Source organism: Litoreibacter sp. GN1-5 (assembly GCF_055693805.1).
The window spans coordinates 1,611,603-1,626,796 of record NZ_JBVFUP010000001.1 but is presented as its reverse complement, the minus strand read 5'-3'; the positions used below and the strand labels follow the sequence as shown (position 1 = coordinate 1,626,796).

General features: G+C 54.9%; 15 protein-coding genes, 1 pseudogene and 1 riboswitch. Of the genes and pseudogenes, 10 read left to right on the top strand and 6 right to left on the bottom strand.

Translation table 11 applies throughout. From position 1 onward, the window contains the following. Positions 1-8: 8 nt before the first annotated feature. The 8 genes and pseudogenes from lnt to ACZ1HF_RS08325 form a co-directional block, all read left to right on the top strand. Positions 9-1,313, top strand: a pseudogene (lnt, locus tag ACZ1HF_RS08360) (apolipoprotein N-acyltransferase); the annotation flags it as partial. A 161-nt stretch (positions 1,314-1,474) separates the two neighbouring features. Next, a riboswitch (SAM-SAH riboswitch) is annotated at positions 1,475-1,524 on the top strand. Between the two features lie 6 nt (positions 1,525-1,530). After that, on the top strand, positions 1,531-2,712 hold the full coding sequence (gene metK / locus ACZ1HF_RS08355) for a methionine adenosyltransferase (RefSeq protein ID WP_472657060.1): 1,182 nt from the start codon (positions 1,531-1,533) through the stop codon (positions 2,710-2,712). A gap of 32 nt (positions 2,713-2,744) precedes the next feature. Then, positions 2,745-3,356 (top strand): COG3904 family protein, encoded by a 612-nt coding sequence (locus ACZ1HF_RS08350; RefSeq protein ID WP_472657059.1) that lies wholly within the window; start codon positions 2,745-2,747, stop codon positions 3,354-3,356. A 70-nt stretch (positions 3,357-3,426) separates the two neighbouring features. Next, positions 3,427-4,137 (top strand): tRNA (guanine(46)-N(7))-methyltransferase TrmB, encoded by a 711-nt coding sequence (gene trmB / locus ACZ1HF_RS08345; protein ID WP_472657058.1) that lies wholly within the window; start codon positions 3,427-3,429, stop codon positions 4,135-4,137. Between the two features lie 817 nt (positions 4,138-4,954). Then, entirely contained in the window at positions 4,955-6,169 is a 1,215-nt protein-coding gene (locus tag ACZ1HF_RS08340) for a type II secretion system F family protein (RefSeq protein WP_472657057.1), read from the top strand. Beyond that, positions 6,153-6,515 (top strand): pilus assembly FimT family protein, encoded by a 363-nt coding sequence (locus tag ACZ1HF_RS08335; RefSeq protein WP_472657056.1) that lies wholly within the window; start codon positions 6,153-6,155, stop codon positions 6,513-6,515. The genes ACZ1HF_RS08340 and ACZ1HF_RS08335 overlap by 17 nt, the downstream gene beginning before the upstream one ends. Continuing rightward, positions 6,512-6,877, top strand: a complete 366-nt coding sequence (locus tag ACZ1HF_RS08330; RefSeq protein WP_472657055.1) for a type IV pilus modification PilV family protein — start codon at positions 6,512-6,514, stop codon at positions 6,875-6,877. Before ACZ1HF_RS08335 ends, ACZ1HF_RS08330 begins: the two co-directional genes overlap by 4 nt. Continuing rightward, positions 6,867-7,448: a prepilin-type N-terminal cleavage/methylation domain-containing protein gene (locus ACZ1HF_RS08325; RefSeq protein WP_472657054.1), complete on the top strand. Its 582-nt coding sequence runs from the start codon at positions 6,867-6,869 to the stop codon at positions 7,446-7,448. Before ACZ1HF_RS08330 ends, ACZ1HF_RS08325 begins: the two co-directional genes overlap by 11 nt. On the opposite strand, the gene gspG is transcribed toward ACZ1HF_RS08325, so the two are convergent. After that, positions 7,442-7,870, bottom strand: coding sequence for a type II secretion system major pseudopilin GspG (gspG, locus tag ACZ1HF_RS08320; protein ID WP_472657053.1), 429 nt, complete (start codon positions 7,868-7,870; stop codon positions 7,442-7,444). The genes ACZ1HF_RS08325 and gspG overlap by 7 nt on opposite strands. Continuing rightward, the gene (locus tag ACZ1HF_RS08315) at positions 7,867-8,397 is read right to left on the bottom strand and encodes a prepilin peptidase (RefSeq protein WP_472657052.1); all 531 of its coding nucleotides are present in this window, start codon (positions 8,395-8,397) and stop codon (positions 7,867-7,869) included. Before ACZ1HF_RS08315 ends, gspG begins: the two co-directional genes overlap by 4 nt. Before the next feature lie 7 nt (positions 8,398-8,404). On the opposite strand from ACZ1HF_RS08315, the gene ACZ1HF_RS08310 reads away from it, so the two are divergent. Further along, positions 8,405-9,160, top strand: coding sequence for a hypothetical protein (locus ACZ1HF_RS08310; RefSeq protein ID WP_472657051.1), 756 nt, complete (start codon positions 8,405-8,407; stop codon positions 9,158-9,160). 17 nt (positions 9,161-9,177) lie between these two features. Here ACZ1HF_RS08310 and gspD read toward each other — a convergent pair whose 3' ends face one another. The 4 genes from gspD to ACZ1HF_RS08290 are packed head-to-tail and all read right to left on the bottom strand — an operon-like array spanning position 9,178 to position 13,292. After that, positions 9,178-11,181 carry a type II secretion system secretin GspD gene (gene gspD / locus ACZ1HF_RS08305; protein ID WP_472657050.1) on the bottom strand — a complete coding sequence of 668 codons (2,004 nt, stop codon included), beginning with the start codon at positions 11,179-11,181 and terminating at the stop codon, positions 9,178-9,180. A 7-nt stretch (positions 11,182-11,188) separates the two neighbouring features. Further along, positions 11,189-11,710, bottom strand: a complete 522-nt coding sequence (locus ACZ1HF_RS08300) for a hypothetical protein (protein WP_472657049.1) — start codon at positions 11,708-11,710, stop codon at positions 11,189-11,191. Then, positions 11,707-12,267, bottom strand: a complete 561-nt coding sequence (locus ACZ1HF_RS08295; protein WP_472657048.1) for a GspMb/PilO family protein — start codon at positions 12,265-12,267, stop codon at positions 11,707-11,709. Before ACZ1HF_RS08295 ends, ACZ1HF_RS08300 begins: the two co-directional genes overlap by 4 nt. Further along, complete coding sequence (locus tag ACZ1HF_RS08290; RefSeq protein WP_472657047.1) at positions 12,267-13,292, bottom strand: PilN domain-containing protein; 1,026 nt, start codon at positions 13,290-13,292, stop codon at positions 12,267-12,269. The genes ACZ1HF_RS08295 and ACZ1HF_RS08290 overlap by 1 nt, the downstream gene beginning before the upstream one ends. A 112-nt stretch (positions 13,293-13,404) precedes the next feature. On the opposite strand from ACZ1HF_RS08290, the gene ACZ1HF_RS08285 reads away from it, so the two are divergent. Then, positions 13,405-14,988 carry a GspE/PulE family protein gene (locus tag ACZ1HF_RS08285; RefSeq protein ID WP_472657046.1) on the top strand — a complete coding sequence of 528 codons (1,584 nt, stop codon included), beginning with the start codon at positions 13,405-13,407 and terminating at the stop codon, positions 14,986-14,988. Positions 14,989-15,194 lie beyond the last annotated feature (206 nt).

Here is a 15,194-nt window from a genome sequence, read left to right as displayed (position 1 = left end):
TTGGCTTGATGGCGGCCTCGGGGCAGGCGCCAGTGTCCATGTGGTGGGTGTCCGTCTTTGGCTTCGCTGGCCTGTTCATTCTGATGCGCCCCATGCAAAGCCGGGCAACTGCGGCGTGGATTGGCTGGCTGGGGGGCTTGGGCTATTTTTGCGGCACCCTGTTCTGGATAGTTGAGCCCTTTCTGGTGGACATCGAGCGGCATGGATGGATGGCCCCGTTTGCGCTGTTCTTTCTGGCGGGCGGGCTTGCCTTACTTTGGGGGCTGGCGTTTGGGCTTGCCGCGTGGCTTGGCAAAGGCGCGTGGCGTATCTTTGCGCTGATGGCGACATGGACGCTGGCCGAGATGCTGCGAACTGTCCTGTTCACTGGCTTTCCCTGGGCCTTGATTGGTTATATCTGGGCTGGCCATCCGGTTGCCCAGATTGCTACGCTTGGCGGGTCGCATTTGCTGACATTCCTGACCCTGCTTCTATCGGGTATCCCGATTGCGATGTTGCGGCGTCAGGAAATGGGCGCCACGATCTCTGTGTTTCTGCTGGTCGTATTCTGGGCCAATGGGGCCTACAGAATGGATATCACCAGAGCGTCGTTTACAGATAAAACCGTGCGTTTGGTGCAGCCCAATGCTGCGCAACATCTGAAATGGAAAAGCGAAATGGTGCCGGTGTTTTTCGGCCGTCAGCTGGCGATGACCCGGCAGGAAGCTGAGGTAAGGCCGGATTTGATCGTCTGGCCAGAAACGTCTTTGGCCTACCGACTGGACAACGCAGGCGCCGCACTGGACGCCATGGCCGAGGCAGCGGACGGAGTGCCTTTGGTCTTTGGAGCCAACCGGGTTGTTGAGGGCGGATACCGAAACGCATTGATTGTCATGGATGGCGGGGGAAATCTCGGCGCAGTATGACAAGGCGCATCTTGTTCCGTTTGGCGAATACGTCCCTTTTGGCGATCTGCTCAGCACGCTTGGCATTCAGGGTATGGCTGCGCGGGATGGGGCCGGATTTGAGCCAGGCCCAGGTCCGCAGGTTGTTGAGCTTCCGGGGATCGGGTCCGCTTTGCCGCTGATCTGTTACGAGTTGATTTTCCCGCGCAATTTGCGCACAGCCGAGCGGCCAGAGCTTTTACTGCAAATCACCAATGATGCGTGGTTTGGCAATATTGCCGGACCCTATCAACATCTGGCGCAAGCGCAGATGCGCGCACTAGAACAGGGCCTGCCGTTGATCCGCGCAGCTAATACGGGCGTTTCGGCAGTGATTGATCCTTTTGGGCGGATCACGGCAAAGACGGGCCTCAACGTCACCGGCTATCTTGACGCAAGATTGCCTGCGCCTTTGCCGCCGACGGTATACGCCCGTTACGGCGACTGGCCGATGCTTGGCTTTATGATTTTGTTAACCATAGGGCTGTTTATTGCGCGCACCCGCGTTTCAGATTGACCTTATTGCACCTAACGTTTAGGCCCGCACGATAGCACCGCTGCAACGGCTTCCTGACGCAGCGGACATATGAATAATGGAGCACTTTTCATGGCACGCAATAACTACCAATTCACCTCGGAATCCGTATCCGAGGGGCACCCAGATAAAGTCTGCGACCGTATCTCAGACGCTGTTCTGGATGCTTTCCTCGCCGAAGAACCCGAGGCACGCGTTGCCTGTGAAACCTTTGCGACAACCAACCTTGTGGTTATTGGCGGCGAAGTCGGGCTTAGCGATCAGAGCAAACTGACACAGTATATGGACCGCATTGACCAGATTGCGCGCGATTGCATCCGCGATATCGGGTATGAGCAGGATAAATTCCACTGGAAAACAGTCAGTGTCAACAACGTGCTACATGAACAATCCGCCCATATCGCCCAAGGTGTGAACGCCTCTGACAATAAGGATGAAGGGGCGGGCGATCAAGGGATCATGTTTGGCTATGCGGTCAATGAAACGCCTGAATTGATGCCTGCGCCGATCCATTATTCCCATGCGATCCTGCGTCGTCTGGCAGAGGTGCGCAAAAGCGGGGTCGAGCCGACACTTGGGCCGGACGCAAAATCTCAGCTGACCGTGCGCTATGAGGGCGGCAAGCCTGTTGGTATCAGCTCTGTCGTGCTGTCAACGCAGCATCTTGATGAGGCGATGACAAGCGAGGATGTGCGCGCCGTGGTAGAGCCCTATATCCGCGAGGTTCTGCCAGATGGGTGGCTGGGGGCGGACACTGAATGGTGGGTCAATCCTACTGGCAAATTTGTCATCGGCGGCCCTGACGGTGATGCCGGCCTGACTGGCCGCAAGATTATCGTGGATACTTATGGTGGCGCAGCGCCCCATGGCGGCGGCGCGTTTTCCGGCAAAGACCCAACCAAAGTAGACCGCTCCGCTGCGTATGCATCGCGCTATCTTGCCAAGAATGTCGTAGCCGCGGGTCTTGCCCACCGCTGCACCATTCAGCTTAGCTATGCGATTGGCGTAGCCAAACCTCTGTCGATCTATTGCGACACGCATGGTACGGGTGAGGTGCCGGACGCTAAAATCGAGGAAGCGGTCGCCGACCTGATGGACCTGACGCCGCGTGGTATTCGCGAACATCTGGGCATGAACCGGCCGATCTACCAGCGCACAGCAGCTTACGGCCATTTCGGCCGCGCGCCCGAGGCAGATGGCGGCTTTAGCTGGGAACGTACCGATCTGGTCGAGGCATTGAAGAAGGCAGTCTGATCTTGCGGCTTCGGTTTGTTTTATTTGCATGGATGATTGGAATCTCTTTCGCGCAGGCGGAAGAGGAAATTCGTATCGAAGATAATAAGCTGATCTTCGATACGGAACTTGAGAACAGTCAGAAAAATGGCAAAGGTCGTGAAGAGGCAGAGATCGATGACGAAGATGTCGGCATCATCCTGAAATTGTTGCGCGGCAGCCCGGATGTCACAACTCTGCGTCTCAACAGCTATGGCGGCGAAATATATGCGGCCAGACAGATCGCAGATATCGTTCTTGATTTTGAACTTAATACGGAAGTGCAGGATATCTGTGCCAGCTCTTGCGTCACGATTTTTTTGGCGGGCAGCAACCGCGCGCTGACGCGTGGGGCAAAGCTGGGGTTTCACCAGACGTCATGGTCGCCGAATAGTGTCAAATCCTATTACGAACGGCGGCGCGAGGCCGAGGGGTGGGATACGCCTTTCGATTTGTCATCATGGATATACAAAGACACTCAGACCGAAGTTTACGAACGGCTGCAGTATATGATGGATCGCGGCGTTGATCCTGCTTTTGCGATCGAGACCTTGCAGGGCCGGGGCACAGGTATGTGGTATCCCACCCGGTCCAAGCTTGTCGCAGCGGGTGTATTGACCGAATAAAGCATGGGTTTGCGTTGACAGAGCGCAAGCAACTTGCCAATGCGGGCGGCGATAACCGGGACCGGATGTAATGAAGAAAAACCACCCCTCTGGTGCGCCGTGGCGCAATTTTTATGGCAGGCTGAAAGGTCATAACCTGCGCGACAGCCAAGAGGCTTTCCTGCGCGAAGATCTGGCCGACCTGTCGCCGGGTGCTGTGGATTGGGACCAGAACCCCGACCGGACGCCCCTTGATCTGGAGGCGCGCTTTGGCACGGGGCCACTATGGCTTGAGATCGGATTTGGGGGTGGGGAACATCTGGTCCATCAGGCGGCACATAACCCGAATGTCTCGATCATCGGCTGTGAGCCTTACATAAACGGTGTCGCCATGCTGCTTGGCAAAATCCGCAAAGCCGGGACGGGCAATATCGCCGTGCATCCAGGCGATGTAAGGGACCTGTTCGACGTGCTGCCCGACAGTTCGATCGACAAGGCGTTTTTGCTTTATCCCGATCCCTGGCCCAAAAAGCGCCACCACCGCCGCCGTTTTGTCACGCCCGAACATCTGGAGCCCTTGGCAAGAGTGCTAAAGTCAGAGGCGGAATTTCGAGTGGCCACGGATATTCCCGACTACGTGCGCCAGACGTTGGAAGAAGTCCCGCACCATGGGTTTGATCTGGTAGCAAAAAACCCCGAGGATTGGCGAATACCTTGGGCAGATTGGCTCTCAACCCGCTATGAACAAAAAGCCCTGCGAGAAGGCCGCACGCCCCATTACCTGACCTTTCGGCGCTTGTGATGTGATTGTGCGGTGTGGGATGTTTTTGATACTGCTGTTGAGTAACTTTGGCTCGATGGTGGCTGTGTGGGAATTTTCTGCCGTTATTCGACAGAGGTGGCTCGGTTCGTTTGAACAATTTCAAGCCGTTTGTAAGTGGATTTTCCGCCCGGTTATGCCGCCACCGGGATTGGTCGCAGCGGCTTGAGATATGCTTGATCGGGCGTCTGGCCCGTCCAGCGAAGAATGTGTTGCCTCCGTGTTGTCGAACGTCAGATACCGGCATAAGCCGGTAGTGGTTTAGTTTCCGTATGTTCTGCTGTGGAATGTTGAGCAGTGCCTCTCAGCGGTACCATAAAACATCATAATATATTGTTTTTATTGAGAAAGCTTTGCGGATAAATTTTCAGACATCCGTTTAGACCACCCTTTTGTTGTGAATGTATGTGATACCACCGTCATATGGCGCGAAGGCTCTACATATTGCTTGATCAAAAATATATTGCTTGATCAAAAAATATAGCACGTTCGGGATCTACTGACGCTTCAAGGTAAAGCCTCATTAAATTTAGTTCGCGTTCAACAAGCTTATTGGAACAGATTAGATACGTCAGCTCTTCATGGTCTTCGACATAGCAACCCGATATTTCCGTAGAAACTGTCAATTTGTATTTTGAAAAAGTACCGCGAGTGAAAGCATATCTACAAAACTCTCGGAAAATCTGAGAAATGATCTTCCCAAGTCAGCAGTATAGGTTCAAAATCCAACTATGATCTGGCTCTATCGTTGCTGCGATGATCCATTCGAATTATAGAAATCAAGGTTATTCGTAACGCCATGCCACGTTTTAGCTATACCGCCTATGCTGCCGATGGCAGCGTGGTGTCTGGCCAGATTGATGCAAGGGATGATGTTCAGGCTCTTGACGCGATTTCCGGTCGGGGGTTGTTGCCAGCGGAATTGACCGAAGGTGGTCAGTCGGGGCCGTGGTGGGCGCGCGAGTTTTCTCTTTCAGGTAAACAAGCCGTCAAATCTAGGGATCTTGAAGGCTTTTTTACAGCCTTTGCGGCACTTATGACCGCGCGCATGCCATTGACACGTGCGTTGCAATTTTGCGAAGACCAAACCCGCAATCAAACACTGTCTCAGGCGATCTCTGAAATGCGCGGGGATGTTGAAAACGGTCAATCCCTATCCGCAGCACTTGCGCGGCAGAACGGTGCCATTCCCATTCGCCTGCAAACGATGCTCCGATTGGGCGAAGCCTCTGATACTTTACCGGAAGCCTCAAAACGCATCGCAGCAATGCTAAAAACAGAGGCCGAGATTACCCGTGATTTGCGCTCTGCGCTTGTGTATCCGCTTATCTTGCTGCTGATGTCTCTTATGGTTTTGGGGTTGATCGTTTTCTATCTGGTCCCGACGCTTGCCCCGGTTTTTGCCAGTGCAGGGGCTGAGCCGCCTGCCATGTTGGGGGCGATGCAGACTTTGCGCGATGTGCTGACGACCCAAACAGTGCCTATACTTGCAGGTCTTGGTGTACTTGTGTTCGTTTTCATGGTTTTTCGTAGGCGCCTGTCGGCCAATTTCAGTCGTTTCATGACCCGAATGCCCGTTTCGGGGTCTTACCTACGCCAACGTGAAAGCCTGCGGTTTTGCCAAAGCCTGTCGTTGATGCTGAGCGCTGGGGCCACTTTGCCGGAAGCGCTGCAAGCTGCCGAAGATGCGACCGATGCCCCATGGTGGAAAATCCGTATCCGTCAGACACGTGACGGGATCGAGGCGGGGGGATCACTGTCCAAGGGGTTGGAGGATTTTGACCTGCTGGACCCGATGGCAAAATCCCTGATCCGCGCAGGAGAAGAAAGCGACCGCCTTGGCGATATCCTTGGCTCTGCCATAGCCACGCTGGAGGGGACCACGCGCAACACATTGCAACAAGCCTTGCGGCTACTGACCCCGGCACTGACATTGGTTATCGGATTGATGATTGGCGTGTTGATTGTGTCGACCATCACCGCAATTCTGGACCTCAATGACATCGCTTTCTGAGCCCCATCCTGCCCGCGCAGGGTTGACCCTGCTTGAGACGATGGTCACGCTGGCCATCTTGTCTTTGCTGCTGACGGTTGTCGCAACATCCTTCCGGGCACCGTCCCCTGCTTTGCAGGTACGAGCGGAGTCGGCGCAATTGATACGGGCAGCCGCTGCCAAGCGTTTGGTGGCCATACGGACCGGCACTGCACAAGATTGGTCGCCCGATGCACCGTTCTGCGAAGAAGGGCAGAACTTTCGCTTTTTCCCCGATGGGACCGCTGTCGGACCTGATCTTTGTCTTGCGAGCATGCGCCTGTCATTGCATCCGCTGACTGCACAATTGCAGGAAACGACGCGATGAAACGCAGCCGCGCCGGATACTCGCTATTTGAGGTGCTGATTGCATTCACAATCCTCAGCCTTGTGCTGACGGCCCTTATCCCCGGTCAGGCCAAATTGTTGTCTCGCGCAAATGATGCTGGAACGCGGGCATTGGCGTTCGACTATGCCCAATCCCGTATCGCGGTAATTGGGGTGGAAACGCGACTGCAACCAAGCAGTCAAACAACGCAATATCGCGAATGGACAATACAGGAAAACATCATCCCGACCAGCCAGACCGATGCAGGTCAAACCCTGTCGATCACAGTGGAAGTTCTGACAGCGGGTGGGCGTCAGATCGCTATTGCGCAAAGCGCAGGGTTTGTTCCGAATGACCCGTAAATGGCCCCGAAACGCAGGTCTGACCCTACTAGAGCTTCTGCTGTCACTGGCATTGCTGGCGCTGATTGCGGGCGGCCTTGCCAGCGCTTTTGGGTTAAGCAATCAAGTCTGGACGCGGGCACAGAACCTTGGACAAAACAGCACGGAAATTGCTCTTCGCACGCAGCTACGTCACTGGATGCGTCAGGCATTGCCACCTACGCGTCTGACGCCGTTCAATGCAAGACTGATCGGCACGCCAACCTCGCTGAAATTTCTGACTTTGGCCAACACAGCATTCGCACCCGATGCCTCCATATTGCGTGTAACTGTTGAATTGGACGGGACAGAGCTACGCATGCAAACTGAAACGCTGGACGACACCGGAGCGATACTCCTGACACGCAATGACACTTTGCTTCGAAACGTGACTGGGCTTCGTATTCAATACCTACCGGCTGCGGCGGAAACGGCACAATGGGTTGAAAACTGGTCCAGAGACACGTCGCTTCCTGTGCTGATCAAGATAACGGCTGATCCTGGCTCACAGCCTGATTGGCCCGAATTCACCGTCCGGTTACGTCTTCAATAGCTGATGTCCTGATCCTCGCCCGTGCCACCTCTGGCGCCATCACGGCCCAAGGACTGGATTGCAAAATTATCGTCCCCGGTTGGAGGCTCATACAGGTAATCCCGACCCCATGGGTCTACCAACGCCTCGGCCGTTGGCATATACGGTCCTGCCCATGCCGCGTCACCGGCGGGCCGGTTGATCAGCACGTTTAGACCTTCGGCATCGGATGGGTAACGACCAGTGTCCACGTAAAATAGCTGCACCGCATTGGCCAGGTTCTTGATCTGCAAATCCGCCGTATCGGTCTTTGCGCTGCCCAGATACCCAATCACCCGTGGGGCCACCACAGCGGCAATCATCACGATGATCGCCAAAACCACCAACACTTCAAGAATTGTCGCACCAGTGTTCTTCTTCCATTTCTTGATGTGCCGGTTCATATCCGTGCCCCGCTTAGCCAAATCACCCATGTAGACAGGCAAAGAAACGGCCCAAAAGCAACCGCCTTACCTTGAATTCCAGATATTGCTTCACGGCGCAAGACGCCGGTGGTGATCATCGTGGCGATGCCAGCCAGCGACGCTGCCAGCACAACGTAAAGCGGTGCCAGAAAGCCCAGCCATGCACCAACACCCGCCATGAGTTTGGCATCACCTAGTCCCAGTGCGTCCCGCCCCATTATCAGTCGCGATATTGCCGCAATAGACCAAAACAGACCGCCCCAAATAATCGCAGCTATAACGATAAATCCAAGCCCCTGACCGTCTTGCAGCCCAAAGACCGCCCCTGAAATCACAAGCAGAACAGACGCCGCATCGGGAATTTCAAATATCAAGATATCAACCACGCTGATCCAGATCAAAAGTACCGCAAGGCAAATTGCAGACGTCCAATCTGCCCAGCCAAACAATAGCGCGAAGCCCAAATAAATTGCCCCATGGACGAGGATCAGGTTTACGTGTTTCATGCTCGGTATGTCGTACCTTTCTTGTCATTCCTTGCGCGGTATATCCAGCAAGATCAACCCACGCGGGGGGTATGCGCTTATTATTGTGCTGTTTTCCCTGACGATACTGACCTTATTATTTGGTGCGGCCAGCACTCGGATGCTTGGACATATTGAACAAACCGCAGTTGAGGTTGAGCTTGGTCAAAACCGTCTGGACGCGGTGACAATATCCAACATGTTGTTGGATCAGGGTTTGCATGAAAGCGTCACAGCACCGCATGATTTTCTGATCGGCACGCGCCACTATATGGTGAGCGTACAGCCCGCGACAGGGCTGATTGATCTCAACACTGCCGCGCCAACCCTTCTGGCTTTGCTTCTGGAAGGCTATGGTTTGCCAGAAGCCGAGCGGCGCGAGGCCCTTACTGCCTATCGCACATGGCGCCGCGCCGGACGGCGATTGCTCAGGGTGTCTGACTTTGCCCGGATTACGGGCCTTGACCCCAAAAATCTGCCAAAGTTGGAGCAATTCGCCACTGTATTCTCGGGGCGTACCGGAATTTCGCCTGATCAAAGCCCGTTGATTTTGCTTGAACATCTGACGGGTCAGACCGGGGCCCGGCGCATTTTGGCGGACACGCTGGATCCTGCGCTTGTCAGCCCGGCTGGTGGTGCAAATTATGCCGTGTTCGTTTCTGCTGACAACAGCCCTGCCAAGCTGGTCGCCAACATCCACTTTGGTCCAGACCGATTGCAAACCCGGATACTTGATCTGCAATAAGCCGTCTCAAAATCGTCTTAGTCCAGAATTCTGTGAATATCGCGCTTTTGACCAATTCCCGTCTTCACCAAGCCATCTGCGCCTTGAATACGGCTGCGCAATTCCGCTGTGACGGAACGCGCCTCGGACCCATTGCGTATAACACGAGGTGTGATCAGAACCAGAAGTTCGGTCTTTTCCACCTTGTCGCCTTTGCGGCGAAACAGGTTGCCCAGAACAGGTACGTCACCGGCAACAGGCACCTTGGTTTTGGTGCGATTTGCGCTTTCCTGAATAAGCCCACCCAAAGCTATCGTCTGGCCGTTGTCTACAGCAACATTTGTGTTGATCTTGCGTTGCGAAATTGTCGGACTGTCAATGCCCGAGGTCGTGGTGTTCGCAACAGATGATACTTCCTGCTCGATATCCAGAATAACCCGCCCGGATGACGACACGCGAGGTTTCACCTTCAGGATAATACCCGTGTCTCTGAAGGAAATCGTGTTAACGACAGGCGCATTCACGTTGCTGGTGTCAACGACCTGTTGTGTGGCGATGGGCACTTCATCCCCGATTTGAAGCAGTGCTTCCTGATTGTCCAGAACAACCAAAGACGGCGACGAAACGACGTTCACATCCGTAACAGACGCCAACGCGTTGAGCGTCACATTCGCAGAACCGCCTTGAAACAGAAAAGACAGACCTGGGAAACTTGCCCCGGTCGATCCGTTTCCAGCGTCACTGAACCTGCCGGAAAAATCCCCATTTTCAAAGAACCACCGCAGACCAAAATTAAGATCATCGGTCAAAGATACCTCGGCGATAGTGGCCTCAAGTAAAACCTGTACCGGCGTTGTATCCAAAGAGTTGATCAAGCGCGCAAAATTTTCCTGCTCGGTGTCATTGCCCCAAACGATCACAGCATTTTTGGTATCATCTGCCACAACCTTGGCCTTGCCTTGAACCGGGCCTTCGCTCGCCTCTTCGGCAGCTTCTTCCAGCATGCCCTCAAGAAGTGGAGCAAGATCGATGGCACTTCGGTTTTGCAGGCTGTAAACAACAGGGCGACGTTTTGCGCCCCCTGCGGTTTTGTCCAGATCACGTATCCATTTTTCGGCCTCTGTCAGATAGCTTTGGCGCGATGTCACAACCAATACGGAGCTCAGGCGCAGCGACGGGATGAAACTGACGACATTTTGCAGCGACCCACCTTCGCGGGTTTCAAAGATCAGCTCAAGCTCTTCCACAATGGCCTCGGGTTCGGCGGCCCGCAGACGGAACAAGCCGACCGATTTACCCTTCAAAACATCGACATCAAACAAGTTCACCGCTTCGATTGCCGCGTTGATCTCGGCCTGAGTTCCAGAAATCAGCAGAATATTACGCTTGGGGATGGCTTGCAGCTGCACTGACGCGCCCGCAATTGGTTCAAGCAAACGCACCATTTCGGTTGTCCCGATAAACTCAAGCGGTACGGCAATCACACGCGATCCAATCCCGCCGGGGCTGCCAACCTTGCTGATCCGGCGCGGCGCATTATCAGCCGAGACGATGGTGATCAATTCCGGTCCGATTTGCAAAGTCGCACCGTTCAGCTCCAAAATGGTCTGGAAGGTTTCCAATAACGCCTTTTGCGACAAAGGGCGTGTGGTTTGCAAAGTGACATTACCCGTTACGCCCGGTTTGATCGTGTAATTCTTGCCTAATGCATTGCCAAGAACTGCCCTGGCTGCTTCTTCAATCGGAACATTGATCAGGTTCAGGGTAATCTCGCCACTATCCGTGACCCCGACCAAATCACGCGCACTGCCTCCCTGTGCTGTGCTATCGCCGAGGAACTGATCTGTACCCAGCCTGCGGCGGTCTGTAGATGGGCTGTTCAGCGCCCGCCGCAAATCCTCGGTATCGCGCCCGCCACCAATCACCGGCCCGTCCGGACTATTGGCCAGCAATGATGAGGTCCGGCTCCCACCTTCATCCTCAGAACAAGCGGCGATCAAGGCGGTGATCAGTATGGCGAAGGCAAGTTTCAGAATCTGCATGTTTCTATCACTTCTGGTAAAGGTCTACACGGAATGTCTTGTCAGACTGGGACAGCTCAATTGCCCCTGCCTCGATCTCTTTCAGGGTCCAGCCAACGATGTCTGAACCTGCGGTGATCCAATCTGGCTCAGCCCCTTCAATGGAGACCAAAGCAGAGTTTTGCGCCCCACCCATCAGCACGCCCAGTAGGCGAATGTCCGGCTTTGGTAAGTCAGCAGGCACATCAGGCTCTGGCACTACAACAACTTCTGGCTCTTCTTCGATGATTTCCGGGGTTTCAACCACGGGCCTGCGAGTCGGTTCAAACAAGGGGCGATCGGTGATGGCGGCGTAAAAAACGTCTGGACGACGCGCAGGAACAAGGCTGCGCGTTTGTGTATCTGATAGTGTCGCATCTTCTCCATCCGCTTGGTCGTGCAACGCTATGATGTCTTGTGAGGTTGGCTCTTTAGTAAAGGCTAAAAAGCTTAGCACTACGGCCACGCCCAGCAGCAGCAACGTACCAAGTATCGGTAGAATTCGGTTCATGGTTCACCCTCGCCAATAAACACGGGGGCCATAATCTCGAGCTGCATCAGCAGGGTCGGTTGCGGGGATATGCGACCGGGGCGCGTCAGGCGACGCAGGCTGGCACGATCAATTATCAATACGGGGCTGTGAAATTCGACAGCACTGGTCAGTGCGACAACTCGATCAAGCGTGGCTTCAGCCTCAACTCGGAACGCAACTGCCTGCGCAAAGGGGATATCCGGGCTTTGTAGCGGTGCGATGGAGCGCAGCGAGATACCCTCGGCACGGGCAATCTCTCCAAGCTCCGCTTGCACCTTGGCGGTCGCTTCTCCGATTTGCCGCGCCTGCCATATGTCCGAAAACTCCGTTTCGATCCCCAGGGCTGCCTTTTCCTGCTCAAGCCTTTGAATGGATGCATCCAAACGCGCGGCCTCAACTCTCGATGTCTGCAAAGCCACTTTGTTTGAGGTGGCCCAATCCCGGGCTGGTGATATAACCGCAGCCCAGATCAGGACACCAAAACCTACTAAACCCGCGATAGCTGCTGCACGTGAGAAGCCTGCTGAAAAACGCATCAGTTCGCCCCCGTGATCAGATCAAGGGCCATGTCAAACCGCTCACGACCGTCCGGGGTTTGTGAAACCGGGCCAGTCAGCCGCGCATTGTAGAATGTCCGGCTATCCCCAAAATCCAGCACCAGTTGCGCAGCAGACCCTTGGGTCGCACCCCGTAATGTCACACGTTCGCTTTGGAATGTCAGATCAGACACCCAGATATTATCGGGCAGCGCAACCGTCACTTCCCGCAATGTAGATGACACCAGCGGCCGGCGCAGGATGCGATCCAGAAATGCGCTGCGCTCAGTGGCTCCGCCCTGCAAACCTTCCACATCCTGCCGCAAGCTCACGGCTTTAGTGCGCAACTCGGTCAGGGCGGCTTCCTGATCTAACCGTGCCTGATAAGTATTCAACGCCGGGCGCGCCCATAGCGTTACGCCCGCAGCAATCGCAATAAGCAAAAGGACGGCATTGACCCACCGCCATGTTTTTCCCTGCGGTGCAATCTGCGCGCTGAAATCAGCAAGCGGCGGAACCGCCTCTCCATCAACCAACACTTTGCGGATGCGCAGCCCGATTTGCTCAAGACGGGTGCGCAACAGGTCAATGTCGTCACGTCGCGCGATCCATTGGTCAACCTTTAAAGGCGCGCTGCTTGCGCCACTCAGGTTATGCGCGGTGTAAATCTGACCTGACTTGAACGGTGTCTTGTGCAGCGTATCGAGCGCAACGACACGGTCCAATTTACTGGCTGATACTTTTGGAACGTCAAGCTCTCGATGCAAAAGCCGCGTTCGCGGCAGTGCAATATCGACAATAAGGGCGCGCTGAATAGAGCTCTGATCAGGATCGGACGATAACCAGCTTTCCGGCGCGATCATTTGCCCGTTGCGGCGGGTCAGTTTCTTGGCCTTGGGGTCAAATCGCAGAGGTGTCGCAATGGGCCGTCCGAAGAACATCGCCTGAACCCAAGCGGGAATGACCGCAGAAACCCCGGCCCCAATTGCCCTGACAATACTGGTAGACGACTGCCCGCCTGCCATGTTTAACCGCCCGTCTCTATTTTTATTGTTTTAGTCTTGAGACTTTGTGTTCTTATTTTACGGCAAACTATACCTTATGAACAGATTAAAACCGATAAGGCGGAAAATGGCGATGCTACGTGATTATAATGACTCAGAATTGGCGGAAGCGCTGGTGGTCGCAAAGGCCCTTACCCGGCCAGCCGTCGAGCGGGCATTGCAAGCCAGCGCGCGCACCGGAACAGGCTTGGAAAAAACGATTTTGGAGCTTGGTCTGGCATCCGAAGACAGGCTCTACGCCACGATTGCGGAACTGCTTGACGTCCCTTTGGTGACATCCGATCAGATTAGCCCGACCATGGCAAAATCTTTACAACTCGATCACGCTTTTCTATCCCGGATCGAGGTCGTGCCGGTGCGCGAGAATAGCGATGGCAGTATGGTCATTGCGACCAGCGATCCACGTGACCATGATGCATTGCGCAGCATTGCATTTCATCTGGGCGTGAACGTCACACCAGTGATTGCCACCCGCACGACAATCAAAAACAGCTTGACCCGCGCCTTTGAGGCAGGCGGTGCTACCACGACTGCAAATGCAGCGAATAGCGACGTAGAGCGCCTTCAGGCGCTTGCGAATGAAGGCCCGGTGATCAGTCAGGTCAACGACCTGATTGCCCGTGCGGTCGATGCGCGCGCCTCAGATATTCATATCGAAGCTCTGGAGGCATCCGCCCGCGTTCGGTTTCGCGTCGATGGTGCCTTGTCGACCCACACAACCATTACCCAACAGGACCGGGCTGCGATTGCATCTCGGCTAAAAGTGATGGCCCGCCTCAATATCTCAGAGAAACGGCGCCCACAGGATGGCCGCGCCCAAGTGCCAGTGCGTGGACGTAATATTGACCTGCGCCTTTCGACCCTACCCACCCAGCATGGTGAAAGCGTGGTCGTTCGGGTGTTGGACCAATCCCGGATGGAGCTTGACTGGGACGCCCTTGGCTACGCGCCTGAACGGGTGGCCGAGATTGAGGAGATCGTGCGCCAACCCAACGGCATTTTTCTGGTGGCGGGCCCAACCGGCAGCGGGAAAACGACAACGCTCTATACCGCGTTGGCGCAGATCAATAGCGAGGACCGCAAGATCATCACCGTTGAAGACCCCATTGAATATGCGATGGACGGGGTAAGTCAGGTACAGGTGCTGCCCGAGATCGACATGACATTTGCCCGCGCCCTGCGCGCCATTTTAAGGCAGGACCCCGACGTGGTTCTGGTCGGCGAAATACGCGATCAGGAAACAGCCGAAATTGCGGTGCGGGCAGCACTTGTCGGCCGGTTGGTCCTGTCAACCGTCCACACCAATGACAGCCTCGCTGCAATCGACCGCTTGCTTGATCTAGGCGTGCCTTCCTACCTTTTGGCTGCGACTTTGCGCGGGGTTTTGTCGCAACGTCTGGTGCGCCGAACATGTTCCGCGTGTGGTGGGTCTGGGTGTTCTTCGTGCAACAATACTGGTTTGAGCGGCCGACGGGTTGTCTCCGAATTGATGAAAGTCACATCAGATTGCCGACGAGAACTGGCGCGCCTCAACAGCGCAGAAGACCTGCCAGCGGATGCGCATTCCCGTAAGTTTAGAACGATGCTCGCCGAAGCCCGCCTGATGGTAGAGCAAGGATTAACCACACAAGCAGAGGTAGCCCGAAGTTTCGAGTGATAGGTGCGCTGTCTTGAAGCGTGTCTAGCTAAACTGACCAAATCACCTTAAAATCTCCCGGATTTCGAACTCGGTATCCAGCTATGCGACAAAAGATGCTCCACACAACGAGAAAGATCAGACGAATAATGTCGCACGCGCCCTGCCTCTTTGACATCACCGGACTCGGCATGCTTGGACCAGCTAGTGGACACTGCGCACGACTA